The 25,057-nt window shown below is 53.6% G+C and carries 24 protein-coding genes; 9 read left to right on the top strand and 15 right to left on the bottom strand.

The features are described from left to right. Positions 1 to 75: 75 nt before the first annotated feature. From NXS97_RS03675 to NXS97_RS03650, 6 genes are all read right to left on the bottom strand, one after another. Positions 76 to 840 carry an SDR family NAD(P)-dependent oxidoreductase gene (locus tag NXS97_RS03675; protein ID WP_013025626.1) on the bottom strand — a complete coding sequence of 255 codons (765 nt, stop codon included), beginning with the start codon at positions 838 to 840 and terminating at the stop codon, positions 76 to 78. Between the two features lie 136 nt (positions 841 to 976). Next, positions 977 to 3,049: a glycogen debranching protein GlgX gene (glgX, locus tag NXS97_RS03670; protein WP_259231710.1), complete on the bottom strand. Its 2,073-nt coding sequence runs from the start codon at positions 3,047 to 3,049 to the stop codon at positions 977 to 979. 59 nt (positions 3,050 to 3,108) lie between these two features. Next, a complete protein-coding gene (gene treY, locus NXS97_RS03665; RefSeq protein ID WP_116219707.1) occupies positions 3,109 to 5,640 on the bottom strand; it encodes a malto-oligosyltrehalose synthase in 2,532 nt (843 codons plus the stop codon). Further along, entirely contained in the window at positions 5,637 to 7,424 is a 1,788-nt protein-coding gene (gene treZ / locus NXS97_RS03660) for a malto-oligosyltrehalose trehalohydrolase (RefSeq protein WP_014593619.1), read from the bottom strand. Before treZ ends, treY begins: the two co-directional genes overlap by 4 nt. A gap of 473 nt (positions 7,425 to 7,897) precedes the next feature. After that, positions 7,898 to 10,162, bottom strand: a complete 2,265-nt coding sequence (gene katE / locus NXS97_RS03655; protein ID WP_013025630.1) for a catalase HPII — start codon at positions 10,160 to 10,162, stop codon at positions 7,898 to 7,900. A 520-nt stretch (positions 10,163 to 10,682) separates the two neighbouring features. After that, positions 10,683 to 10,859, bottom strand: a complete 177-nt coding sequence (locus tag NXS97_RS03650; protein ID WP_014605940.1) for a general stress protein — start codon at positions 10,857 to 10,859, stop codon at positions 10,683 to 10,685. A gap of 329 nt (positions 10,860 to 11,188) precedes the next feature. On the opposite strand from NXS97_RS03650, the gene NXS97_RS03645 reads away from it, so the two are divergent. Then, entirely contained in the window at positions 11,189 to 12,157 is a 969-nt protein-coding gene (locus NXS97_RS03645) for a UV damage repair endonuclease (RefSeq protein ID WP_014593620.1), read from the top strand. Between the two features lie 47 nt (positions 12,158 to 12,204). Here NXS97_RS03645 and NXS97_RS03640 read toward each other — a convergent pair whose 3' ends face one another. Both NXS97_RS03640 and NXS97_RS03635 read right to left on the bottom strand, forming a co-directional pair. Further along, the gene (locus NXS97_RS03640; RefSeq protein ID WP_022622461.1) at positions 12,205 to 12,393 is read right to left on the bottom strand and encodes a hypothetical protein; all 189 of its coding nucleotides are present in this window, start codon (positions 12,391 to 12,393) and stop codon (positions 12,205 to 12,207) included. 363 nt (positions 12,394 to 12,756) lie between these two features. Then, the gene (locus tag NXS97_RS03635) at positions 12,757 to 13,014 is read right to left on the bottom strand and encodes a biofilm development regulator YmgB/AriR family protein (RefSeq protein ID WP_047714714.1); all 258 of its coding nucleotides are present in this window, start codon (positions 13,012 to 13,014) and stop codon (positions 12,757 to 12,759) included. A gap of 674 nt (positions 13,015 to 13,688) precedes the next feature. On the opposite strand from NXS97_RS03635, the gene NXS97_RS03630 reads away from it, so the two are divergent. Next, positions 13,689 to 13,913, top strand: a complete 225-nt coding sequence (locus NXS97_RS03630; RefSeq protein WP_088900244.1) for a hypothetical protein — start codon at positions 13,689 to 13,691, stop codon at positions 13,911 to 13,913. Positions 13,914 to 14,021: 108 nt separating this feature from the next. Here the strand turns inward: NXS97_RS03630 and NXS97_RS03625 are convergent, their stop codons facing one another. Continuing rightward, positions 14,022 to 14,813, bottom strand: a complete 792-nt coding sequence (locus NXS97_RS03625; RefSeq protein WP_105088125.1) for a BPL-N domain-containing protein — start codon at positions 14,811 to 14,813, stop codon at positions 14,022 to 14,024. Positions 14,814 to 15,053: 240 nt separating this feature from the next. Next, positions 15,054 to 15,935 (bottom strand): class A beta-lactamase, encoded by an 882-nt coding sequence (gene bla, locus NXS97_RS03620; protein ID WP_015700395.1) that lies wholly within the window; start codon positions 15,933 to 15,935, stop codon positions 15,054 to 15,056. 278 nt (positions 15,936 to 16,213) lie between these two features. On the opposite strand from bla, the gene NXS97_RS03615 reads away from it, so the two are divergent. Continuing rightward, positions 16,214 to 17,101, top strand: coding sequence for a LysR family transcriptional regulator (locus NXS97_RS03615; protein WP_196492566.1), 888 nt, complete (start codon positions 16,214 to 16,216; stop codon positions 17,099 to 17,101). 145 nt (positions 17,102 to 17,246) lie between these two features. Here NXS97_RS03615 and NXS97_RS03610 read toward each other — a convergent pair whose 3' ends face one another. Next, positions 17,247 to 17,525, bottom strand: a complete 279-nt coding sequence (locus tag NXS97_RS03610) for a hypothetical protein (protein ID WP_014605934.1) — start codon at positions 17,523 to 17,525, stop codon at positions 17,247 to 17,249. 890 nt (positions 17,526 to 18,415) lie between these two features. Here NXS97_RS03610 and umuD point away from each other — a divergent pair. From umuD to NXS97_RS03585, 5 genes are all read left to right on the top strand, one after another. After that, the gene (gene umuD, locus NXS97_RS03605) at positions 18,416 to 18,835 is read left to right on the top strand and encodes a translesion error-prone DNA polymerase V autoproteolytic subunit (protein WP_029569961.1); all 420 of its coding nucleotides are present in this window, start codon (positions 18,416 to 18,418) and stop codon (positions 18,833 to 18,835) included. 2 nt (positions 18,836 to 18,837) lie between these two features. Continuing rightward, entirely contained in the window at positions 18,838 to 20,100 is a 1,263-nt protein-coding gene (gene umuC / locus NXS97_RS03600) for a translesion error-prone DNA polymerase V subunit UmuC (RefSeq protein WP_022622456.1), read from the top strand. 148 nt (positions 20,101 to 20,248) lie between these two features. Further along, entirely contained in the window at positions 20,249 to 21,094 is an 846-nt protein-coding gene (hchA, locus tag NXS97_RS03595) for a glyoxalase III HchA (protein ID WP_015700389.1), read from the top strand. A gap of 140 nt (positions 21,095 to 21,234) precedes the next feature. Further along, the gene (locus tag NXS97_RS03590; RefSeq protein ID WP_014593623.1) at positions 21,235 to 21,876 is read left to right on the top strand and encodes a TetR/AcrR family transcriptional regulator; all 642 of its coding nucleotides are present in this window, start codon (positions 21,235 to 21,237) and stop codon (positions 21,874 to 21,876) included. Between the two features lie 153 nt (positions 21,877 to 22,029). Then, complete coding sequence (locus tag NXS97_RS03585; protein ID WP_013025644.1) at positions 22,030 to 22,233, top strand: hypothetical protein; 204 nt, start codon at positions 22,030 to 22,032, stop codon at positions 22,231 to 22,233. Between the two features lie 172 nt (positions 22,234 to 22,405). On the opposite strand, the gene ycgZ is transcribed toward NXS97_RS03585, so the two are convergent. The 4 genes from ycgZ to NXS97_RS03565 all read right to left on the bottom strand — a co-directional run bounded on the left by ycgZ (position 22,406) and on the right by NXS97_RS03565 (position 24,220). Continuing rightward, positions 22,406 to 22,645 carry a regulatory protein YcgZ gene (gene ycgZ / locus NXS97_RS03580; RefSeq protein WP_014605931.1) on the bottom strand — a complete coding sequence of 80 codons (240 nt, stop codon included), beginning with the start codon at positions 22,643 to 22,645 and terminating at the stop codon, positions 22,406 to 22,408. Between the two features lie 234 nt (positions 22,646 to 22,879). Beyond that, positions 22,880 to 23,149 carry a hypothetical protein gene (locus NXS97_RS03575; RefSeq protein ID WP_014605930.1) on the bottom strand — a complete coding sequence of 90 codons (270 nt, stop codon included), beginning with the start codon at positions 23,147 to 23,149 and terminating at the stop codon, positions 22,880 to 22,882. A gap of 578 nt (positions 23,150 to 23,727) precedes the next feature. Continuing rightward, the gene (locus tag NXS97_RS03570) at positions 23,728 to 23,955 is read right to left on the bottom strand and encodes a YgdI/YgdR family lipoprotein (RefSeq protein WP_014605929.1); all 228 of its coding nucleotides are present in this window, start codon (positions 23,953 to 23,955) and stop codon (positions 23,728 to 23,730) included. Between the two features lie 31 nt (positions 23,956 to 23,986). Then, positions 23,987 to 24,220: a YgdI/YgdR family lipoprotein gene (locus NXS97_RS03565; protein ID WP_014605928.1), complete on the bottom strand. Its 234-nt coding sequence runs from the start codon at positions 24,218 to 24,220 to the stop codon at positions 23,987 to 23,989. Positions 24,221 to 24,450: 230 nt separating this feature from the next. Here NXS97_RS03565 and uraH point away from each other — a divergent pair, with 230 nt between their 5' ends. Continuing rightward, on the top strand, positions 24,451 to 24,870 hold the full coding sequence (uraH, locus tag NXS97_RS03560) for a hydroxyisourate hydrolase (RefSeq protein WP_013025649.1): 420 nt from the start codon (positions 24,451 to 24,453) through the stop codon (positions 24,868 to 24,870). The last annotated feature ends 187 nt before the right edge of the window (positions 24,871 to 25,057 follow it).

The following is a 25,057-nucleotide window of genomic DNA, read 5'->3' as shown; positions in this document are numbered from 1 at the left end:
GGCGTGACGCTCACGCCTGTTAATATTAACGCCGAAAACTACAGCTTAACGCCGAAAACTACAGCGCTGTGATGATTACGCCTGTTTAGGCTGTCCGTTCGAAGCGGTCAGGCCGCCATCAACCGGCAGATTTGCGCCGGTAATATAACGAGCGTCATCGCTGGCGATAAAGGCAATGGCATCAGCAATATCTTCAGGCTCACCTGCGCGTTTAAGCGGAATGCGGTCATAGAAACGCTCAAGCAGGGCCTGATCGTTTTTCACCGCTTCCGTCAGCTCGGTGAAGGTAAAGCCCGGGCAAATCGCATTCACTCTCACGCCGTCCGCGCCATAATCCATGGCCAGTGACCGGGTGAAGTTGGTAACGGCGCCTTTGGCCGCGTTATAGACGCTCATGCCCCAGTCGCCACCTAATCCTGATACCGACGAAATATTCACCACGTTGCCTTTCGATTTCAGCAGGGCAGGCATAAAGAAGTGCACACAGTGGAATACGCCGTCGAGATCGACGCTCATCAGCTTCTTCCAGTCAGCGGGTTCGATCTCGTGGATGCGTCCCTGAACGATAATCCCGGCATTGTTAACCAGTACGTCCATGCGGCCATATTTTTCTTCAACGCGGGCGGCCAGCGCTTTTACCTGATCGGCCTCAGCCACGTCGCAGGCCGCTGCCATATGGCCATCGCCGGGCAACTGTGCCAGGACTTTTTGCAGCTTATCCTGATTACGTCCAACCAACACGACAGATGCGCCTTCTTGTGCGAAGCGTTTGGCGCTTGCTTCACCAATTCCTGATCCGGCTCCTGTCACTACAACGATTTTACCTGTAAATCTGGACATTTTGCCTCCTTAATGGCGTCGCTTACTGTTTTAACCCTGTTCAGCCTGGCAGCCCTGCGGCCCAGGTCAAGCGCAACGGTACCGGATGCGTATTGTTTAACCGTTACGCATCCGGTTCGCGCCGCGCCGGGCGTCCTTAAGGCCTTCTGAACAGCGCCATACTGCGGCCTTCCAGTTCAAAGTCCTTTTCTTTGGTGATCACCATCCCGTGTTTGCTGGTATCGCTGGTGGTCAGTTCCAGCACCCAGCCGCCCTCACCGAACTGAGGGATCTGGAAGGGCACGTTACCTTCAAACGGGTTGATGAGCATCAGTACGTCATACCAGACGCCTTCCTGATGTTGCAGATCGGGTCGGCCGATGTAGACACCGAGCGTTGAACCTTCGTCCCACTGCTCAGCCTGCTGCAGGCCGCCGCCGGCATTGAACCACTTGATTTCCATCCCGTCGCGCCAGCTTTCACGCCGTAACAGCGGCTGGGTTTTGCGCAGTGAAATTACATGACGGGTGAATTCACGCAGGGCTTCGGCCGAAGCGGGCAGGTTATCCCAGTGAACCCATGAAATTTCACTGTCCTGGCAGTACCCGTTGTTATTTCCCATCTGGCTGCGGCCAAACTCATCGCCTGCCAGCAGCATCGGGGTTCCGTGGGAGAAAAACAGCGTGGCCAGGAAGTTACGTTTCTGGCGCTCGCGAACGGCGTTAATGCCTTCGTCGTCAGTGGGGCCTTCCACGCCATAGTTATAAGACCGGTTATCGTTGTGACCGTCGTTATTGTCTTCACCATTGTCGGCGTTGTGCTTCTCGTTGTAGGAGACCAGGTCGTTCAACGTAAAGCCATCGTGCGCGATGATAAAGTTAACGCTGGCCCAGGGACGACGTCCGCGCTGATCGTACAGATCGCCAGAGCCAAGCAGACGGGCGGCAAAATCGGTCGGGACATTGTTTCCTTTCCAGTAATCGCGCACGGTATCGCGATACTGATCGTTCCACTCCGCCCAGCCCGGTGGAAAGCCGCCGACCTGATAACCACCGGGGCCAATGTCCCAGGGCTCACCGATCAGTTTTAAGCGTGAAAGCAGGGGATCCTGCGTAATGGCGTCAAAGAAGCCGCCGCGGGGATCGAAGCCTTCTGGTTCACGGCCCAGAATGGTGCCAAGATCGAAACGGAAACCATCGATATGCATGGAGTCCGCCCAGTAGCGCAGTGAATCCGTCACCATCTGTAACACACGCGGATGAGAGGTATTTACGGTGTTTCCTGTGCCGGTATCGTTGATGTAGTAGCGATGCTGATCGGGTAAGGTGCGGTAATAAGAGAAGTTATCAATACCTTTAAAGGACAGCGTTGGCCCCAGTTCATTGCCTTCCGCGGTATGGTTATAAACCACGTCAAGGATCACCTCAATGCCCGCGTCGTGGAAGGCGCGGACCATATCCCGGAAACCCTGAATGCCTCGCGGACCAAAATAGCGTGTCGCCGGAGAAAAAAAGTTCAGTGAGTTATAACCCCAGAAATTTTTCAGCCCTTTATCCAGCAGGTGCTGATCGTCCGGAAACCAGTGCACCGGTAACAATTCGACGGAGGTAATACCCAGGCTCTTTATATAGCCCACCGTGGACTGATGACTCATGCCGTCGTAAGTCCCGCGCATTTCAGGCGGCAGCGCCATGTTCAACTGGGTAAAGCCTTTCACATGCGTTTCATAGACGATCGTTTCAGACCAGGGAACCTGCGGGCGGTTTTGGTCCTGCCAGTCAAATTCGTTGGGGTCGATCACGCGACATTTTGGCGTGAAGGGGGCGCTGTCGCGATCGTCGAACGTCAGATCTTTGTCTTCGTGATACAGGTCATAAGCGAAGTGCGCCTCATTCCATGCGATGTCCCCGGCCAGTTCGCGGGCATAGGGATCGACAAGGAGTTTATTCGGGTTAAACCGATGGCCGTTTTCCGGATCGTAAGGACCGTAAACGCGATAGCCATAGAGCGCGCCGGGCTGCAAGCCGGGCACGTAACCGTGCCAAATCTCATGTGTGAACTCGGGCAAATCCAGTCTGGCTATTTCATTTTTTCCGCTTGGGTCATAAAGACACAGCTCCACGCGTTCTGCATGGGCAGAAAACAGCGCAAAGTTTACGCCTTTGCCATCAAAGTTCGCCCCAAGTTGCTGGCCCGATCCCGACGTAATTTCAAAACGATGATTTGACATCTGTCCCTCTCAATTAACGAACCCCGTTACGGTGTTTCAATCCATGTACTGACCTGCTTTCAGCAAGCTAACAATGCCAGTGCCCAGTAGTTATTTAACGTTTCCAACGAAATACGGTCGGTCAGGTTGATCGTTTCGCCGCTCAGCACATTGCGATAACGGCGATGTGCCAGTTCATCCGGCAGCACGATCTCGGTGGCGGCCCAGTGCGTCGCTGGGGGCGCTTCCAGCTTGAGCTGCGCGTCGAACACAAGTCGGGATGTCACCACAATAATGGCCTCACTGCCCTGGGTTCGCGCAAACGCCAGCAGCCTGTCGGACTGCGTGCCCTCGGCCGTAAGCGGCAGATAACTGCCCCGGGCAAAGAGTTCAGGCCTGTCCCGGCGTAAATTGAGCAGCGCCAGGGTGGCAAGCTGGTTAACCTGACCGCTGAGCCAGCTATCATGGCTACCGGGCAGGGCCGTCGTCGCAGAACGTAACATCGCTTCCAGGGCGGCATAATCCGGTTCACGTCGGTTATCAGGATCGACCAGGCTGAAGTCCAGTGCTTCGCTTCCCTGATACACATCCGGCACCCCGGGCGCGGTCAGCTTAATGACTCTCTGGCTCAGGCTGTTCACCAGGCCAGCACGGATAAAGGGTTGCAGCGCCTCAACGAAATCCTGCAGGAAAGGCTGATTTGCAGGTGAGAGCAGGTGACGCGCGTAGCCCAGCACGGCCTGCTCGTACGCGGTGTTGTTCTCGGTCCAGTCAGTGCGCAGTTTGGCTTCACGCAGGGCTTTTTCGACATAGCCTGCGAAGCGTTCGGCAAGGGCATCCAGCCCCGCACTGTCCCGGGGATCTAAGGTGGGCGGCCAGACACCGGCGAGCGCCTGATACAGCATCCACTCCACGGACGGTTCCGGCGCAGGGCCGTCCTCAAGGGCACCCACGGCCTGGCGATTGAGTTCGCGCCAGCGCGCCACGTTCTCGGCCCAGCGCTGGGGGGCTTCCGTCAACGTGTAAAGCCGCGCGCGCGCGTCTTCGCCTCGCTTGGTATCATGCGTCGAGCTGGCGGAAAGGGCGTCCGGCTGACGCGCAAGACGCGTTGCCATCTCATGGTGAAACTGCTGCGGGGAAAACTGCGTCTGTAAGGGTTCCGCGCCCACCTCATTTAACGCCAGCGCGCTGTTCTGTCGGTAAAACAGCGTGTCTTCGATGGATTTCGCCATCAGCGGACCGGTGAGCTGCTGGAAGCGGGTCCGGAAGCTGTTCGCCAGCGCGGTGGACTGGCTGGCGACGTCGCCCTGCATGATCTGCAGCAGGAAATCGAGCATGTGGCTGTCAGGTGCATGTTCCGACGCCCTGACGCCGTCAGCGACGGCCTGAAGACGTTGTTGGTCGTTGGCAGGCAGGCCGTGCGCATTGCCGTAGGTTCGATAGACCGGGAACGCCACCAGCAGTTCGCGCAGTGCGCTGCGGAGCCGCTCGGGATCAATCGCGATGTGTTCCTCCTCGGCAATGGCGCTGGCCAGGTCCATCAGGCGCGAAAATTCCCCGGCAAAATTGCGATCTGCCATCAGGCATTTTGCCTTACGAAGTTCGTCGTCCATCTGCACGACCTGGCCGCTGACGCTTTTACAGGCCTGGCGGAGGGCGTTGAGAGAGTGATTATCAACCAGCACATGCGACAGCGCGGCGATAAACTCATAGCCTGTGGTGCCGGAAATTGGCCAGTCGCTGGGGATCTGCTCGCCTTCACCCAGGATTTTCTCAACGGTGATATAACATGCCTCGCCGGCCTCGCGACGCAACTGCGTCAGATAACCTTTAGGATCGGCCAGTCCGTCAACGTGATCGACGCGCAGGCCGTCAACCGCGCCGCTGTGGACCAGTTCCAGAATAAGCCGGTGTGCATCCCTGAAGACGGTGGGATCTTCAACCCGTACGCCAACCAGCCCGGTCACCTCAAAAAAGCGGCGGTAGGAGAGGTCCCGTGCGGCATCGCGCCACGACATCAGCCGCCAGGGCTGCTGTTGATGCAATGCATCCAGCCCGGCTTTGCTGCGCAGCTGGAGCACGGCTTCTTCCTGTCCCTGCCAGCTTTCCGGCGTAAGCGGATAGTAACTTTCAAAATAGGCCAGCGCAGGCTTGCCGGTCTGGGGATCGCGTTTAACGGCAAGGTCGCCGTTCTCCAGAACGGTATCAATATCATCACCCAGAAACGGCAGCGTCAGACGGCGTGACCAGTCGATGTCGAAGTAGTCGGCATAGCGACTGTCTTTACCGTGTTCAAGCACGTCGTGCCACCAGCCGTTCTCCAGCGATGCCGCCATGTGGTTGGGGACGATATCAATGATAAGCCCCAGTCCGGCCTGTTTTAACGTGCTGACCAGACGATCAAACCCCGCGCGTCCGCCAATCGCCGGGTCGATTTCATTAACATCGGTCACGTCATAACCGTGAGTGGAGTCACGGGTGGCGGTAAAGATCGGTGAGGCATAGAGATGGCTGATCCCCATTTTTTTCAGATAGGGTACCAGCGCTGCAGCGCGATCGAAGGTCATGCCATTGCGGAACTGAATACGGTAGGTGGCGGTTGGAATGCTCATTTAGGTTCTCCGGCAGCCAGACGAACAACGATCGCGTTTTGAGGGAGCGCATCGGTGGATTCTGGCCAGGCGAAGATCGTTTCGCCCGGCATCGCCGGCAGGGCGCGATCCTGTTCGCCGATGTTGAATGCCATTGATAACGTGCCCGCCGGGAAACGCCAGCTCACGGCAACAAATCCCTCTGCGGTGTCCAGTACCTTTCCGCTGTTTCCACCCGCCGTCGCCAGCAGCGGCACAATATGCTGCTGCCGGAGTGCCAGCAGTGAGCGGGTCAGCTTCAGCCAGCGTTTTCCTTCTTCGCTCTCCAGCTTGCTCCAGTCCAGTTTTGAACGGGTAAAGGTCGCTTCATCGTTAGGATCGGGAACGCTCTCGCCCTCATGACCGGCATGTCCTTCAAACTCTTTCGCCCGGCCTTCCCGCACGGCTTTCGCCAGATCGCCATGGAAATCGGTAAAGAACAGGAAAGGATGGGTTTCGCCGTACTCTTCCCCCATGAACAACAAAGGGATATGGGGCGACAGCAGCAACGTTGCCAGCAGCACCTGAGTACGTTCGGCACCGGCCAGAGAAATCAGCCTTTCTCCCTGCGCACGATTGCCAGTCTGATCGTGGTTCTGGATAAAGTCCACGAAGGCCACCGGCGGCTGTCCGGTACTGTCAACACCGCGCGCTTCACCAGACTGCACTGAGACCTCGCCCTGGTAGACAAACCCTTCAGCCAGCGCGCGTGCCACACGTTTTTCCGGCCGATCGGCAAAATCTTTGTAATAGGCATGCGTTTCACCTGTGGCAAACACATGAACGGCATTATGAAAGTCATCATTCCATTCGCCGGTGAACAGTGGGGCAGTGCCATCTTCCGCTCTGGGATGCAGGAAAATCACGTTGCGACAGTCTTCGGTGGTGAGATGGATCTGGCGCTCGGGAATATCTGCGCGAATGCGTTCAGCGATGTCGATCAAAACAGGCGTGTCGGAAACGTCTTCAATCTGGTCGATGGCATCGAAGCGCAGGCCGTCCAGGTGGTATTCCTGCAGCCAGTAGAGCGGGGCTTCAACAATATAACGTCGCACCGCATCCACATCATAGGCAATGCCGGCGCCCCATGGCGTCATCCGGTCTTTATGGAAGAAGTCTGGTGACAGCAAGGGCAGATAATTCCCTTCCGGGCCGAAGTGGTTAAGCACGATGTCCAGAACAACCGCCATGCCATAGCCATGAGCCGCGTCAATAAACGCTTTAAAGTCATCGGGCGTTCCGTAAGCGGCATGTGGCGCGTACAGGAGCACGCCATCGTAGCCCCAACCGCGCTGCCCGCCAAACTGAGAAACGGGCATGACTTCAATCATGGTAATGCCGGTTTCCGCCAGATAAGGCAGTTTCTTTATCGCAGCCTGGAACGTGCCTTCTTCGGTGAAGGTGCCCATATGCATTTCATAAACCACGCTTTCCTGCCACGGGCGGCCTTGCCAGGTGGTGTTCTGCCAGCGGTAGTGAGCAGGATCGACGACCAGAGACGGGCCGTTAACGTCATTCTGTTGCGCGCGTGAAGCGGGATCGGGAATCACCGTGCCATCGTTCAGCACAAAGTTATAGGTTGCCCCCGCCTGTACATCGCTGACCTGCAGCTCAAACCAGCCGTCTCCGGCGGGCGTCATGGCAAGATCTTTATCCGAAAGTCGTAAACTAACCTGCTGTTGACCCGTTGCCCAGACGCGGAAACGCACGTTGCCATCGGCCAGATATTCGCTTCCCCAACTCTTAAAAAAAGATGTAGATACCATTCCGTTGCCTCTTTAACCAGAAAGTACGCAATAAGCACCACCACGCTATCGGTAAGCCGATGATGCGAATGCAAAATGATGTTAGCGAGATCAGGAGCCCGGGAGGTCGATGCGCCTTAACAGCCTTTCCCCGTGCCATTATTCAGATATTGTTATGTGTAATACCGCATGAGGCACCCGGCAGTGCCTGCTTCACACAACACTCTCAACAAATAATCATAGACCAGGTTCCAACATTTACTGCCGCCGCGCGCAATGTACCCTGTGGCTTTTTCCCCCAGCGAGGCCGGGCTGTCCGATGAGCCCGGCCTCCATTTGCCTCTGCACAGGGGAAATCAGAAAAAGAGCACGGGCATCAGGCAGAAAAAAACCGCCTTTAACAGCGGTTTTGACGCAAACAGACCAGGTGGACGCCCATTCTGCGTGCGTTTAAGGTGTCAGCCCTCCCGTGGCAGGGCGGGCTGCTCCTGTCATCAGGCCGGAATGGATTCGGCCTTCTGGCTACGCGACCAGACGCGGTGTTCTGCCATCGCAGCAGTAAAATCATTCATCAGCGCGATTTCAGCATTATCGGCTTCCACGATGCCTTCCTCCTGCTGATTTTCATCCAGATCAAACTGCGCTTTGAAACGGCGTGCTTCACCACTCAGGCCAATGACTTTCAAATGTTTGTAAGCCTCCAGCAGGAAGTAGCGTGCATCTCCGCTTTTCAGCAGGGCATCCACGTTACCGTCGGGGACGATCACCGCATCAAAGGTCAGCGAAGGTAGCCCGTTAAACGTGGCATCGATCGGCAACAAAGAACCATCGTCTGCGCTGACCTGGCCCATATGCGCCGCCAGCAGTTTGGTGTGCACGCCAGCAGCGGTGAGATGCTGCAGAATAGCCAATACGTCGTCGGCTTTTACGCCTTCGCTCAGCAGCAGCGCGACCTGACGGCCTTTGATGTCGGCATCGGGAATGGCATACAGGCTCAGGCTGTCATCGCGCTGCAGGCCATTGACGTCTTTTGGCGGGGCGGTGTTGAGCTGCTCATCGCTGAGATCAATCCCGAGGTTGGCGGCCACCCCTTGTGCCAGTTTGACATCGATGCGCAACAGATGGTCCACCACGCGTTCACGGATGTAAGGGCGGGCCACCTTACTCAGCTCAAAAGAGTAGGCGGCAATGATGTGCTGCTGTTCAATGTCAGTCTGGCTGTTCCAGAACAAACGCGGCTGGGCATAATACTCACCAAACGAGGGGCTACGTTCGCGGACTTTGTGGCCTTCAACGCGCTCCTGATAGCTTTCGAAACCGCCCCCTTTTGCGGCAGGCGGTGTTTCCCGTGGCCAGTTGTCGTTGATGGAGTTGGGTTCGTAGTTGGCCGGATTCGTATCAATATCCATCCGGTGCATGCCCTGGCGCTGGAAATTGTGGTACGGGCAAACCGGGCGGTTGATCGGGATTTCGTGGAAGTTTGGCCCACCGAGGCGGCTGATTTGCGTATCGGTGTAGGAGAACAGACGGCCCTGTAACAGCGGATCGTTAGAAAAATCGAGTCCTGGGACGAGATGCCCCGGATGAAAGGCAACCTGTTCCGTTTCAGCAAAGAAGTTATCCGGATTGCGGTTCAACACCATTTTGCCGACGCGCACGACGGGCACCAGCGCTTCCGGAATCAGCTTGGTGGCGTCCAGAATATCGAAGTCGAACCGGAACTCATCTTCTTCCGGGATCATCTGCAGGCCAAGCTCAAATTCCGGGAAATCTCCCGCTTCAATCGCTTCCCACAGATCGCGGCGGTGGAAGTCGGGGTCGCGACCGGTCAGCTTCTGGGACTCATCCCACAGCAGCGAGGCTTTGCCTGCCAGCGGTTTCCAGTGGAAACGAACAAATGTCGCTTTGCCTTCATCGTTAATCAGGCGGAAGGTATGAATGCCAAACCCCTCCATCGTGCGGTAGCTGCGCGGAATACCCCGGTCAGACATCGCCCAGATCACGTTGTGCAGGGTTTCAGGCTGTAGCGAGACATAGTCCCAAAACGTGTCGTGAGCACTCTGTCCCTGAGGGATTTCATTATGCGGCTCAGGCTTTACCGCATGTACAAAATCGGGAAACTTGTGGGCGTCCTGTATAAAGAACACCGGCGTGTTGTTACCGACCAGGTCGAAAACGCCTTCATCGGTGTAGAACTTGGTAGCAAAACCACGAATATCACGCACCGTATCCGCTGACCCCGCGCCGCCCTGGACCGTCGAGAAGCGCACAAATACTGGCGTGATCTGCTCTGGCTCACTCAGGAAGTGCGCCTTAGTTACATCCTTTAGTGAGCAGTAGGGCTGAAAGTAGCCGTGGGCGGCTGAACCGCGCGCATGCACGATGCGCTCCGGAATGCGCTCATGGTCAAAATGCGTGATTTTCTCCCGCATGATGAAGTCTTCAAGCAGCGTCGGCCCACGTGAGCCGGCGCGTAATGTGTTCTGATCATTTGCAATACGGGTGCCCTGATTGGTCGTCAGCGGGCTGTCCGTTCCGTTTTTACGGTTCGCTTCCAGTTGATCGAGTTTCGTGCTGTGCGTGTCGGGTGCTTTAAGGCTACCCGGCGCGGTGGGTTTTTTACCCGGCGGCGTCGGTTCGGCTGGGGGTTGATGTGAACCCTCTTTAGGTGCCAGCGAGCCCAGTCCGGGTTGTGAGGATTCCGGACCCGTTGTGGGGGCTGGGTGATTCAGAGGATTATTCTTTTTCTCATTCGACATGACACGTTGCTCCAGCTTTTTTTTACTACTTGAGGTGCCAGTAAATATAGAACAACTTAATTAATAAGCTTATAAATATTGCGTTTAATGGCGCTGGTAAAATAATTATCGGATGGCGTAACGCAAAATCAGGGAGATATTAAGAAAGGAGAAAATAATTTAATGATGAAACTAAATGGTTATTTAAGCGTGGCGGTGGTGATTTAATATATTGATATTTATCGGTTTGTTATTTATTAGTCGGGGAGGTTATTGTGTATTGATGGCGTGAAGCTGTTTTATCAAACCAGGCCTTTTCTGAAAATGCGGGGATTAAGTCGGTTACGCTTCGCTAAAGTCGGCTGAGTTTTATTTTTTCCGTTGCGCTTATTAACGCGCAAGCGAAGCCGATATTATCCGTGAGCAATCGGTATTTAAACATGGGGATCGTTATCCTTAACGGGAATAACAGGCAGGGGTGAGAAAGGGTGAAAATCGCCAGTCCATGGCGTATTACCTCCTTAAGGCGCCTTACTCAGATCTACTTAGAGGTGCGACGGCTGTTTTTGCCTCCTTTCCGACCGGCCTCCCTGGCTCTTTCAGGATCGTTTTTGAAATTACCTCCGCTGGCTTTGCCTCCTGCACTGCCCGCTTCACTGGCTCGCTCAGGATCGTTGGCAAAATTACCGGCACCACCTCTGTATTTCTGTTGTGTCATAGACAAGACCTCATATCAGGGTTCCTTAGATAAGAAGGACTAGCTAGTCACAGCGGTAAGTTTAGTTCTGATACGAAATTATGCCACTTTGTCATCCCTTGTTCCTGGACGAAATCTAAGGGTATTTACTTGTAAAATCAGTGAATAAATTCTGCCCGCAGGCTGAACAGGCCGGGCGCCGCAATGTGCTGTTATACGTCATCCGTTACACTCTGCCCGTCAGTGCGAAATTATTGGTAAAATCAAGCATTAACTTATTGATAGTTATGCTCTAAATGGCGAAATTTGAATTAGCTGTTACACTTTCTGAATACCGTTCAGGAGTGTTTATGAAATTAGGCTTTGCATGTAAGTACTTAAACGAACAGGGCAAGCAATATTTTCCCTTCCGCGCGACCACGCGTACCCGTTTTCTCGGTCTGGATGAGGCCCAGCGCACCGCGCTGATTTACGAGATTTCAAAGACAAATTTGCAGAACCTGTATCTGACGCTGGAAGCTATTGCGGCACTGCCAGAGGCGTTAAGGATGATGCGCATTGGCAGTGATTTACTGCCGCTGTATACGGTGCCGCAGGCAAAGCCGTTATTTGCAACGTTTTTACCCGAGCTGTATCCGCTGTTCGCCCGCTGCGGCGAGCTGGCGCGGACGCATCATATCCGGCTGTCATTCCACCCGGGACAGTACAGCGTGCTGGCGTCGGATAATCCTGATGTCGTGTCACGTGCCTTAGAGGATGTGGAATATCATGCTCTCTGTGCCTGCCTGATGGGCTACGGCAAAACCTTTCAGGACTTTAAAATCAACATTCATATGAATGGCAAACTCGGGTTTGAAGGGTTCAGGCAGGCATTTCAGCGGCTCAGCCCCGAAGCCCGGCTGATGCTGACGGTGGAGAACGATGAGATATCGTGTTCGCTGGATGATGTGCTGCAGGCCCGGGCGCTTTGCCCTGTGGTGCTGGATATTCATCATCACTGGGTTAAAGAGAATCAGTTTATTCAGGCCAGTGATGCAAGGATGGCGCAGATTATCGACTCCTGGCGCGGCGTACGCCCGGTGATGCACTACTCGATTTCGCAGGAGGGAATTATTCCGGCCGAAGGCTTTCCGGACCAGCAGGATCTCAGTGTGCCGAAAACCAAACTGCGTGCGCATTCTGATTACTATTTCAATGCCACGCTCAACGGCTGGGCCTTGTCCTTCGGCGACTTCGATATCATGTGTGAGGTAAAAATGAAAAACCTGGCGCGTGAACAACTGTATGACTGGGGCAGGCGTAATAGCCTGATTACCTGAGACGTGCCCGTTGCGGGTCTGAAGTGACGTCAGCGGCGGGCACCGGCTTACCCGGCCAGCAGCCCGCAGTGGCTGTTGCGCTTTGATCGCGATGGTCGCAGCGCGATCGGGAATGCCAGAAAATCGTTCAGGCCGGTATCCTTTGTCTGAGGATAACGCCGCGTAGCCAGCACCTGACCTGTTGCTTCGGCGATAACCTCTGCCAGCAGATCCCATTGGCTAAGGGCGCATATCAAAAGGCCTGCCGTTCGCCTTGACGGGCAGGGCCGATGAGAGGATCCGGGATGGGTTTCTGCCGCCAGCGAGTGTGTCTCTCGCTGGCGTTTCCCGACTGACAGCCTAACGAAGGTGGCGATTACTGTTCGTACAGCTTGATGAGTGACGAAACATGCTTCTCCCGGACGTGATTAAACCCAACGGCAGGAAAATTCACAGAAACGGGCGAAAGCTAACGCGCGACGAGCAGGGTTATCACGCCCTCTTGCTCAACTATTGTCGTGAAAAGATTGCCAGACAGGCATAAAAAAGCCCCTGAATCAGGGGCAAATTTTTAGGGAAGGCAAAGCGTCCTTGCTAAGTAGCGTGTCATCACAACAAAATTAAAAACGAGCCTCGCCCGGCGAACGCTGAAGCACAATCTCCAGGGCCTGACGATAGATATCCTGTTTGGTCGCGTCGGTTTCGCTTTCCAGTTTATGGATTAAGCCCAGCACCATATCTTTTTCAGAAACGTGTGCTTTAAAGGCCGCGAGTTCTGACCAGGTCTCTGCAATCACATCTTTTTCACTGGTGAAATGCTCACCCGCATTCATGAAATATTCAGAAATCTGAGACTCGGTATTGGTTGTCGTTTGCATAGTAGCCTCAAAATCGTGGAAACCGTTTTCTGCCCGTGGCAGAGAAAATTTTGCATCTGAAGGTGGAAATCCACTCACCTTCAGATGCGGTGCAAGGCACCTTTCGTTACAAGTGACTTAACATCACGCCGTAAAGTTATACAAAAAAATTACCTTTGTACAATTTTTTGCGAAAAAAAATCGGTGGTCGGAGGAGTTTTTTCACCGTCAGTAACGCTGTGTAATGGCTCTGTTAGGTATTTTACTCTGATTTATAAGGATTTTTTTCATATTTTCGCGTTTCTTTTTCCTCCTCGCTGTTGTACAAGACTGTACAAAGTTGTACAGATTGAGCTGTATAACCTGGAATAAAACGGCATCAAAACGCTGCCGCCAGGAAAAATCTGTACAACATAACGCTGATAAAGCCGCGTTGAGCGCGATCCCTGTCCGCTGGCCGGTGAGATAATCTGTCAAAGCGACAGGATGGCGTTGCGCTGCCGGGTGGTGAGATAGCGTCAGAGATGACGTCCATGTTGCATGCGCGTCAGAAATCAGAAAGAGGGCAGTAACAACCCTGTTTGTGCGTTACAGGGGCTTAATGCTGGCTTTGTGGGCGGCGTTGCAATAATTCACTTCCTTCTGCCCCCGCAGGACGTTAAGGTTTACGCCTCTCGAATCAGAAGGAAATGATAATGGTTAACGACTATTTTTCGCTGCCGCCGGCAGGCATGACACAGGAACAGCATAAACGTACGGTGGCGGTTGCGGCGGCACTGGCGGTGGCAAAAGAGTCCGTCAGCGCTTCAACGTCTGCGAATGGCTCGAAAGCGGCGTGGGATCTGCAGGCCGTGGCAAACGAAATCGCCAATCTGGCCGATGCGATTCAGGACGCGCTGGAGTCCGATAGCGAAGTATAACGGTGTCAGTGCGCTGTCGTCAGGGCAGCGTCCGGCCCCTAAATTAGCCGCCGGGGCTCAGGTTGTCCGGGCGGCGCAGCCCGTCAGGCGTTGACGAAGCGATCCGCATTATTGCGCCGCGCGTTGTGTGGAGAAATAAGCCAGCAGGCGCGTCATCTTTTGCTGGGGTGAGGTGTCAGTTACGCCACTGTCGCTGACGTCGCCCATCCAGCGCTCATCCGCTTCCGGATGTGGCCCGGTTAACACAACTGTCCCTTTGCCGTAGACGTAACGCGCCATCGCCACATCGCCATTACGGTAAAAAGCCACAGGTGTAAAACCGTCCTGCTGTGTCTGACCAACAAGATAAGGGCCATCCTGATAATAAAAGATTTCTTGCTTGTGATCCCAGGTCACCGCGATCGTGTAATCACCCTCATCCGCGATGTGTGAGCCCGGACGTCCCACTTCAGAGTCAAGGGGCGAGGCGATGAGCCCCAGCCAGTTACTGTCCGCCAGGTAGGCTCCCATGCACAGACCGAGATAGCCTTTGCCACTGCGGACAAAATCGCGCACGGCACGGGCCCCTTCATCACCGAGCGCGTCATAGGCAGCGGGGATGTCCTGGCCGCCGCCGGGCTGGATATAAAGATCAAACTGGCGCAGGTTCTGTGCATTCAGCTTTCGTTTTTCGTGCTCACCGATATAGGCAATGCTGAGTGGCATCGCGACGCCATGAAGCGCTTTCACCACCATTTCAGAACAGCCCTCACAGCCTGCCGCACCGCGATAAACGGCAACGTTTAGCGGAGCCTGTGCCGCCAGGCTAACGCCGGATGCGACGCTCAATGCAAACAGCATCGCGGTGAAAATCCCGCGTCGATAGCGGACACGTTGTGATGCGTCAGAAGCGAGGTGCATGTTGCATTTCCTGTCAGACAAAGAAAGAGACGATTTCCGTAACGGCCGCTGCCGCAACGGAAAGCAGGTGGGCTCAGGCAGCGTGCCGGGCCGACATCAACATACCGCAATCTGATGTTCTTGAGCAACTGCTCAATTCAGGGCGGTGATTATCCCGCACTAACCCTTTTGGCCGACGAGGCGCTTGAGCACACCGCCGCCAGCGGGGTGGCGGTGTGCGCAGTCGCGCACTGAACGCCCTTACTTGTTGTACCCTGAGGCGACAATTTTCGCTGCACCCGCCAGCACATCTTTACGCGCAGCGGCGTGCTTATCAGGCTGGGTGTAATAGGTTACCAGCACCAGCGGTGCATGATGCGGTGGCCAGATGACGGCAATATCATTGGTGGTGCCGTAATCACCGCTTCCGGTTTTATCTGCAACCGTCCAGCTGGCGGGCAGGCCAGCGCGTATGCTGTTAGCACCTGTTGTATTGCCTTTCATCCAGTCGGTCAGTTGCTGACGTTGCGCGGGTGCCAGCGCCTTGCCCAGCACCAGCTTTTTCAGGCTTTGCATCATGGCATCAGGCGATGTCGTATCACGCTTATCACCCGGGATAGCGGTATTCAGCTCCGGTTCTTTGCGATCGAGCCGAAAGGTGCTGTCGCCAATGCTACGTGCAAACGCATTGACCTGCTGCGGGCCACCCAGGCGGGTCAGCAGTGCGTTCATGGCGGTATTATCGCTGTATTGCAGCGCCGCCGCGCTGAGTTCTGCTACCGTCATGGTGGCGCCGACGTGTTTTTCAGTGATGGGGTTATAGTTAACCAGGTCGGCTTTATGAATGGCGATTTTTTCACTCATCAAGCCGTCCGCGCTTTCGCTTTTTTTCAGGATGGCCGCAACGGCGAAAACTTTACTGGTGCTGCATAGCGGAAAGCGCGCATCTCCCCGGTAGGTGAAAACGGTGCCATCGGCGGTGTCGGTTACCGCCACACCCAGTCGTCCGCCCGCGTTTTTTTCCAGCTGTTGGATGCCGCGTTGCAGTGCGGCCTCGTCAAAGCCGGCCTGGGCGGCAAGCGGCATCGCGAGTGCCAGCAGGGTAACGGCCGTGCTGGCGCGTCGTCTGAACAGATGAGTCATAGTCAATCTCCACTGATGAATGCCCGCCTCGCTGAACAGAGGCAAGGCATAACGGTTAGCCGCATCGTTGCGCGGTCAGGATTAAACGAAAAGTTGCCCTTCAGCCCCTCGTTAAACTTATGTCGATTTAAAAGATGTCTCGCGCCTGGGAAGCTGTCCGCTGAGGCCTGCATCCTGCTATAGCACGTTTTTTCTGAAGAAAAGCGTTAGCGGAGGAGATGGTAGGGGATTTCAAAATTCCGACAAGCGAGATAATTTGAGAGGAGCCAAAAGAATTTCTGGGGGTAAATGTGAAACATGATGTTCCGCTTAACGCACTTCGGGCTTTCGAAGCCTCCGCCCGCCACCTGAATTTTACCCGCGCGGGCCTGGAGCTGTTTGTCTCTCAGGCCGCCGTCAGTCAGCAGGTCAGACTGCTGGAAGAACGACTGGGCGTCGTCTTATTCCGCCGGTTGCCGCGCGGTCTGGAGATGACGGATGAGTCCAGGCTGCTGTTTGCTGAAGTGTCAGAAGCCTTCACGCAGCTTGAAAACGCCTGGCGTCGTTTCGAAGGGGGTGAATACCGAGAGGTAGTGACTGTCGCCTGCGTGGGGACTTTTGCATTGGGCTGGCTGTTACCCCGGCTTGAGGCGTTCCGTCAGCAGCATCCGGCGCTGGAACTGAACGTACGCACCAACAATAACGTGGTCAACCTGGCGGGCGAGGGCGTGGACTATGCGATTCGGTTTGGCTCTGGCGCCTGGCCCGCCACGCAAAATGAACGGCTGTTTACGGCTCCGCTTACGGTGCTCTGTCGCCCCGACGTTGCCCGCCGCCTGCAACAACCCGCCTGCCTGTTACGGGAAAATCTGTTACGTTCCTACCGGGCTGATGAGTGGGACAGCTGGTTTACGGCAGCGGGGATCACACCGCCCAGGATCACCGGCCCGGTATTTGACTCGTCACGTCTGATGATTGAGGCCGCGTTTCATACGGGCGGCGTTGCGCTGGTGCCGGCGTGCATGTTCCAGCGTGAACTGGATGCCGGTACGCTGGCCCGTCCTTTTGCGCTAGAGATTGATGTCGGCAGCTACTGGCTAACCTGGCTCCGTTCAAAGAAGATGACGCCATCGATGGAAATATTTCGTGAATGGATAGGGCGGCGGGCAACAGGCGAAGGCGAATAGCCGGATAAGCCCGACAGCCTGTTGTGAATAACATTACTCGGGTCGAGGTAACCCGCGTTAACCGGATTAAGACAGCAAGGCGGCCTGTGAGCCGCCAGCGGTTTTTTCACTGGCCCCTTCGTCACAGGCGTAAAAAAACAGGGATTCATTTTATTATGCCCACTCTGCGTTCAGGAATGCTCTGCGCCGCTTTTTCATTTTCGCTGGTTTCCCGGTAATTAAGAAACCAGATGATAAACTCACTGTTATTTTTCACGCCAAGCTTTTTCATGACACGTTGCTTAATATAATATGCAGCGTGCACGGGAAGCGCCATCCAGTCTGCTATTTTATTCATTTCCATTCCCGTCATAAAAAACCACGTTAATGAAATTTCATCGGTTGTTAAAGATACTTTCTGTCCGTGACGGTTTTTTAATTCCATGCTGTGCTCCTTTCCCTTATAAGGCTGTCAGGTCAGGGCGCATCATAGCGCTGGGCGGCGGTGAGAACACTTCACGTATTCTTTACTTATCTTAATAATTATATTAACAGTTAAATCAGGTGTTTATATGTCTTCATCAGATCTGATCTACGCAGGCATGATCAGAAGCAGTCAGGAAAAGCATCTCTTACCGCACCGCGATATCGGGCGCGCCCCGCCGGGGGCCAGCTGAAACGGCTTATCACTGACGGGCCAGGTTTCTGTGATTCCGCTTTATCGAACGGTGTGCTGTGCGTGCGGGGATAAATACCCTGTCCTGGCATCAGGCCGGGAAGAATAATAAAAACGGCCGGAGGTTAACGCAACAGGCGGCGCCTTGTGTCTTTCATGTTGTGTCTTTCATCAAATCGCTATCTGAATAGCGATACGTCGGTATTAATATAAGGCATAACGACAATCATTATTTGCAGTTTATTATTGGCAGAAAATTAAATCAGTCAGCGCCAGAATACAAATGCTGTCGATGTTTACGCTTCCGTTCATCGGGACCAAACAGAAAAGCGCGTTAATTAACGGGAAACATGCAGGTGAACGGCCCACTGAAATACCGTGCGTGTGACCGTTTCAGGGTCGTGAACATGACGCAGCCACGGCGTCAGACAAAAAGCGCGCCACGAACAAAACAGGTTAAGGCGCAGAGAAAGCCGCAGGTGAAAGAATGACCTGAATGCAGGATTGCTGAACAGTTGCGTAAAACCTGCCCGGCGCGGCTGCAAAAAAATCTGTATCCACATCAACCGCTTCATATAAACCCTTGCCATTTCACTTGATCAAACCCGTTGATCGCGATTACTGTAATTATATACAGTAATTTTGGAAGGGAGGTAAATGTGGAGCTTATCAGGCCAGCAAACGTCAGTGCGTTACTCGCGTTGCCGCTGTTTATGGAGCGGGTGCCATGTGGTTTTCCATCGCCGGCTCAGGACTACGTAGAGCAACGTATTGATTTGAACAAGCTGATCGTTCAGCACCCCAGTTCGACCTACTTTGTACGGGTAAGTGGAGAGTCGATGACCGGCGCAGGCATTAATGACGGCGATATGCTGGTGGTGGACAGCGCGCTAAGAGCCTCGCATGGCGATATCGTGGTCGCCTCTGTCGAGGGGGAATTTACCGTTAAGCGTCTTCAGCTTCAGCCCTGTCTGCAACTGATGCCGATGAACCAGCAGTTTAAACCGATTGCGATTAGCACGGAGGATGCGCTGGAAGTGTTTGGTGTGGTGACCTATGTGATCAAGTCGGTTTATTAATCATGTTTGCGCTGGTGGACGTGAACAACTTTTATGCCTCCTGTGAAACGGTGTTTCGGCCCGATCTCAAAGGAAAGCCCATTATTGTGTTATCTAACAACGATGGCTGTGTGATTGCACGCAATGCGGAGGCAAAAGCCCTGGGCATTACGATGGCCGTGCCCTTTTTCAAAATGCGGGAGATTATTGCCCGTCACAACGTGCAGGTTTTTAGTTCCAACTACGCCCTTTATGCGGATATGAGTACCAGAGTGATGACGCTGCTGGAGGAAATGGCGCCCTCGGTAGAGATTTATTCCATTGACGAAGCCTTTCTGGATCTGACGGGCGTCAGTCACTGTATGTCGCTCGACACCTTCGGCCGCGAGATCAAAACCCGAATAAAAAAAGAAGTTCATCTCAATGTGTGCGTCGGCATTGCCCCCACCAAGACGCTGGCAAAGCTGGCTAACCATGCCGCAAAAAAGTGGAGTAAGACAGGCGGTGTTCTGGATTTGTCCAACAGAGATCGACAGAAAAAGTTGCTTTCACTTGTGCCGGTCGCCGATATATGGGGCGTTGGCAGACGGCTCAGCCAGCGACTTGAGGAAATGGGGATTAAAACGGCAGATGATTTAGCCTGCCAGAGCACCAGCCTGATTCGTAAAAATTTCAGCGTAGTGCTGGAGCGCACCGTAAGAGAGTTGCGCGGCGAACCCTGTCAGGATCTGGAGGCGCTCGAACCCACCAAACAACAGATTATGTGCTCACGCTCCTTCAGCAGTCGCCTGTCAGACTATACGCAGGTGCGGCAGGCCGTCTGCACCTACGCCGAACGTGCGGCCGAAAAACTCCGCAAAGAAAAACAGTACTGCAGACAGATCGGTGTGTTTTTGCGCACCAGTCCACACGCGCCCGGCGAAAATTTTTACGGTAATCAGGCCACGGGGCTACTCCTGACGCCGTCTCACGATACGCGCGACATCATCCGGGTGGCGACCGAGATGCTCGACTATATCTGGATAGAAGGGCATCGCTATATCAAGGCCGGCATTGTCCTGAGTGATTTTTTCGACCATGGCGTAACGCAGCTGGATCTGTTCGACGAACGCTCGGTTAACCCCGGCCGTAACGATCTGATGCAGGTGATCGATTTGATTCACAAAGAGGGCAAAGGAAAGATGTGGTTTGCCGGGCAGGGGACGGAAAAACGCTGGGCCATGAAGCGCGAGATGCTGTCGCCGGCTTACACCACCCGCCTCAGCGATTTGCCCGTGGTGAAGTGACGGCGGCCGTCGTGACATCGGTTTCAGGCGCGGTCATAAGACGGAATGCTCTCATAAAGGGTCCGTTTTGTGCTGCCGCTCTGCGTAAACCAGGCTTTCTGGTCTAGGATGAAACAGGTATTCATTCGCCCTTAAGGAGAGCATTGTCATGTCAGAACTCAGTAAATCTCCAGTGGCCGATCAGGCTGAACATAACGCGTTTTTCCCGTCAGCCTATTCTCTTGACCAGTTCACCAGCCCTAAATCCGATCTGAGCGATGCTGAATACGCGCAACCGTACTCAGGGCACAAAAAAATTCTGGTCATCTGCGCTGACGAGCGCTATCTGCCGCTGGATAACGACACGCTGTTTTCAACCGGGAATCATCCCATTGAAACCCTGCTGCCGCTGTACCACCTGTATCAGGCCGGCTTTCAGTTTGACGTGGCCACGCTGTCCGGACAGATGGTGAAGTTTGAACACTGGGCAATGCCCCAACAGGATGAGGTGGTGGTCGGATTTTACAACCATTGCCTGGCGCTGTTCCGTTCACCTTTAACGCTAAGCGACGTGGTGGCATCACTTACGCCTCATTCAGACTATGCCGGTGTGTTTATTCCGGGGGGGCACGGTGCGTTGATTGGGCTGCCAGAAAGTGAGGCGGTCGCAGAGGCGATTCGCTGGACGCTGGCAAACGATCGTCATCTGATATCGCTATGCCATGGCCCGGCAGCGTTTCTTGCGCTGGGTAAAGGGGAAAACCCGCTTAACGGCTACGCTATCTGCGCATTCCCGGATTCAGCGGATAAGCAAACGCCCGATATCGGCTATATGCCGGGGCATTTAACCTGGTATTTTGGCGAGAAGCTTCAGGCAATGGGGCTCACGCTGGTCAACAGTGATATCAAAGGCACCGTACATAAAGACCGTCGGGTATTAACCGGCGACAGCCCGTTTGCCGCCAATGCGTTGGGTAAACTGGCTGCAGAAGCATTACTTAACGCTAACCGCTAAAGGCTCGCACCTGCGCCCTGAGCGGTCGCCTGCAATGCCTTCGTGCGGGCTTCTGCATCAGGGCTGGGATTCGGGGTATACTTGTGATCCACGCCTGAGATACAATCACGGGTGCATATCGTTTTCGGCCAGTGCCGAAGATGTCGCCTTTCACATTGGTCGTCATGAACAGCCAGCTATCTACAGCCTGTAAACACAGAGAACGCGGTCGGCCCAGAGAGTTCAATATGGAACAGGCTCTGGACAAGGCAATGATTGTGTTTCGGCAAAAAGGCTATCATGCCGCATCGCTGGCCGATCTCGGTGAAGCAATGAACCTCTCTGTCGGCAGCATCTACAAGGCTTTCCAGGATAAGCGTTCATTGTTTTTGCTGGTCTTTCAGCGCTATATCGCCGTTCGCAATGCGGATTTGCGGGAGCGGCTGGCTCAATACGCCACCGGCCGCGCGAAGCTAAGCGAGCTGTTGCAGTTTTATCTGGACTCCTCTCGTGGTGGTGAAGGGCGCACCGGCTGTCTCGTGGTCGGCAGTGCCATTGAGCTACAGGTGCTCGACGCAGAGCTGTCGCAGTTGGTTGCCCAGGTGATCAACCGCAATAAGCACTTTCTGATGTCATTACTGGAAGAAGGGCAGCACGATGGCTCAATATCCGCCGATCTTGATATTGAAACGGCCGCAGGCCTGATTTTGCGTATCGCATTTGGCATGCGCGTCACGGGCAAGGTCGCCGATGTTGCCAATGAGCAAGCGACCATCGCCCTGGCCTTGAAAATACTGGATTAACATTTGTCTATTTAGGAAGCGAATATTTCCTAAATTATAGCGCGAAGATGACAGCTAACGCATGCGATCTGATGCGCTGACAGGACGAGTGGAAAAGCGCCATTTTGATAAACGAATGAATATTAAATGAAAAGTAAAGTTTGAGGAAAATGCGTGAAACAAAACAGGACAGAGATCGGTGAAGAAATACACGCGCTTTTAGGAAGGATTGTGTCAGGTATTCTTCAGCCCGGAGAAGCGGTGACGGTACAGGACATTATCAGCGCGCTGCACCAGCAAAGTCTTCAGACGGCGTGCGAAAAGACCAGGCTGACTTGCGAACAGGCCATCCGCATCCTGGCGCATAAACTTCACTAGCGTGTGAGGATCATTTGCCGGACAGGGTTCTGCAAAGCAGCGGAAGCAACAGAAACAGTAAAAGTAGTAGAAACAACAGAAACAGTAACAGCACCAGAAGCAGTAACAGCGGTTATGCCGCTACTGCTCTGACAAAGATGACCCGCCCGAATAACGGCAGTCAGTTGCCGTGTCACCGCCCAAACAGCAACCCAATCAATTCACGACAAAGACGCTCTTCTTCCTGACTTGCCGACAGCTCAAGGCGGCGCAGCAGTTTAGTACAGATAGATTTACGGTTTACGTTCTGACCTGCGCGTAAAATATCAACAACGATCTGTCCCAGCAGCTCTTGCTGTGAAGGCAGGTTCGCCGCAGAAAAATAACGTGAGATATCGTCGGCGCTCTGAGGTAGGCGATGATTGTGTTGCATAGGTGCTCTCGCAGTGGTCCAAAAGTCGTCAGTTGAAAGTAGCATAAAGTTATACAATAAAATAAAACTTGTACAGCTATTTCGATGTAAAAATGAACGGTTGCTGGCGGAGAGGGAAAAAGCAGGCTGCAACAGCCCGTTGACAAGGGAAAACAAAGAAGAGAGCAGGGCCGGACCAGGGTAACGCGGACGCACAGTGCGCCCGCGTAGGGGGATAACCCACTGACCGGAGGGTTAGTGTTCGGTCAGGTTGGCAGGCACCTGGCCAGTAACGGCCATCCAGTTGAGCTCTGCCCGCTCCCGTGTCGCGACGTTAATAAAGCTCTTCAGCCATTTACGGGCATCCGCGATTTGAATGACCCGCTCGTCGTCGATTTCATTATCCGCCATAACGCTCAGCTGACGGATCAGCGAAACCACAGTTATCTCCTCATCCTGTAGGGCCAGGTTCACCGCAGCTTCACCAATAATCTTATGGCCGGTAGCTTCATCGTGAAAATACATATGCACCTCCTGAGTGAGTGAGAATGTCGTCGACCCAGTAATTAGTCTAGTAAAAGAAATGCATAGTGAAAGCCTAATTTCATTAGGCATTACCTATCAAAGAAAGCCGTGAAAAAAGTGAACTTTGTGATAAGCGCGCTAAGCTCTTAAAAAGCAGGGAAAAAGCGCAATCAGAGAGGTTTTCCAGAAAGAAATTGAAGTGATTAAAGCACTAGATACGCGGTCATTGGCCTGAAATTAAGATAGGTGCTTGACAGTTAAAGGCCGAAATTGCGGCACTATTCGGATCGTAGCAGGTAAAATAAACCTGTTATGAGGCCCTAAAAGCGTTAAAAAAAGATCGCCAGAACGGCGAAAAGTCAGACGCAAGATGAAAAGTCACCTTAAGCAGATAGCAGATAGCAGAAAACAGAAAACAGAACGGGTCTGACGTCACCCTGTTTACATTCGATTCTGACATCAGAATAAACCGGAGCGTGAGCGGCGTATTAACGAGCAGGGGAGACGATAAGGCGAGGTGAAACAGAACAGGGCTGCGGGCAATAAAAAAAGCCGCCCTGTTCGGGGCGGCACATTTATTAGTTTGGAACTTCTGAAACGGCTTTAACGTCGGTTTTATTAATCTGCTGTTTCACACCGTTTGCATCGGTGTAGCCCAGTAAACCGGCGTCAGATTCAGAAGGTTTGCCGTCACTAATAATGGTACGGCCATCGTTAGTGTGAATGGCATAGCTGGTACGAGTACAGCCACTTAATGCGGCCATGCCGATCAAAACGGCCAGCGGTAAAATCAGCGTCTTCTTCATAGTCTTCACCTTATATCCATGATGGAATTAATTAGTTATCAAGTTCACTCATGTTGCTGATCTGATCGCGATTAATTTGTTCGGTTTTGCCTGTTTGTGCATCACGATAAGAAACCAGCCCCGTATCGCTGTCAATTTGAGGCTTACCGTCGGTCACTATCGTGCGGCCGTCTGATGTTTTAATAGATTGGTTTGAAGAGCAACCTACTAACGTTGCCAGGGACAGAGCAAGTAAAACGGCGGCTGAGAAGGATTTAGTATGCATTTCATCTCCTTGAAGTGGACCTTGAATTAAACAGCATAGACGCTTTTGAGATTTTTGCAGGCCAAAGCGCGAAACGACATAAATGATGAAAAGAAAATAGCGCGAATAGCTAAAACAGAGCAGGAAAGCATCCTGTCTCTCAGAAAATTCACATTTAACGCCTGTCGTTAGGTATTTCATCGGGCGCTCTGTAACCTTGGTAACAGGTTAACTAAATAAAGGAATCGACAATGAAATGGCAAATGAGTGCAGTCGCAGCGTTATTAATGGGTTCAGTGAGTGCTTATGCAGCACAATCAGACAGCATGAAAAATCCCCTGAGCGTTCATGTATTAAATCTGGAGTCGGGCACGCCAACGCCGGGTATTTCCGTTGACCTTGAACATAAAGAGCAGGATAAGTGGGTAAAACTTTCCTCCGGTGTTACCGATAAAAACGGCAGAATTAGCGCGCTGTTTCCCGAAGGGAAAAAAGTTGAAACAGGCGATTACAAAGTCGTCTTTAAAACAGGCGATTATTACCAGAAAGTTCAGCACAAATCCTTTTTCCCGGAAATTCCGGTGATATTCCACATGGAAAGCAGCGAGCCTCATTACCATATTCCGTTACTGCTGAGTCCCTACGGCTATTCAACCTATCGCGGTAACTAATCTCACCCGGCAGCGTCACTGCTCAGCGTCACTGCCGGCCCAGTGAGGGGCACTTCGCGTAGGCAGCATGCCGCTGCTGACCCTCTACCTGCCGCCCTGCGTCTCCTGCAGGGTGGCGGAACGCGCCCGCCGTATTCGTCTTTATTCCACTGCCTTATTTAAACACTTTTGCTGATGCCCAGGCTAT

Origin of the sequence: Pantoea sp. B623 (assembly GCF_024814475.1) — a bacterium.
GTDB lineage: Bacteria > Pseudomonadota > Gammaproteobacteria > Enterobacterales > Enterobacteriaceae > Pantoea > Pantoea ananatis.
Note: the sequence above shows the minus strand (reverse complement) of the source record. Positions and strands in the feature narration are given on the sequence as shown.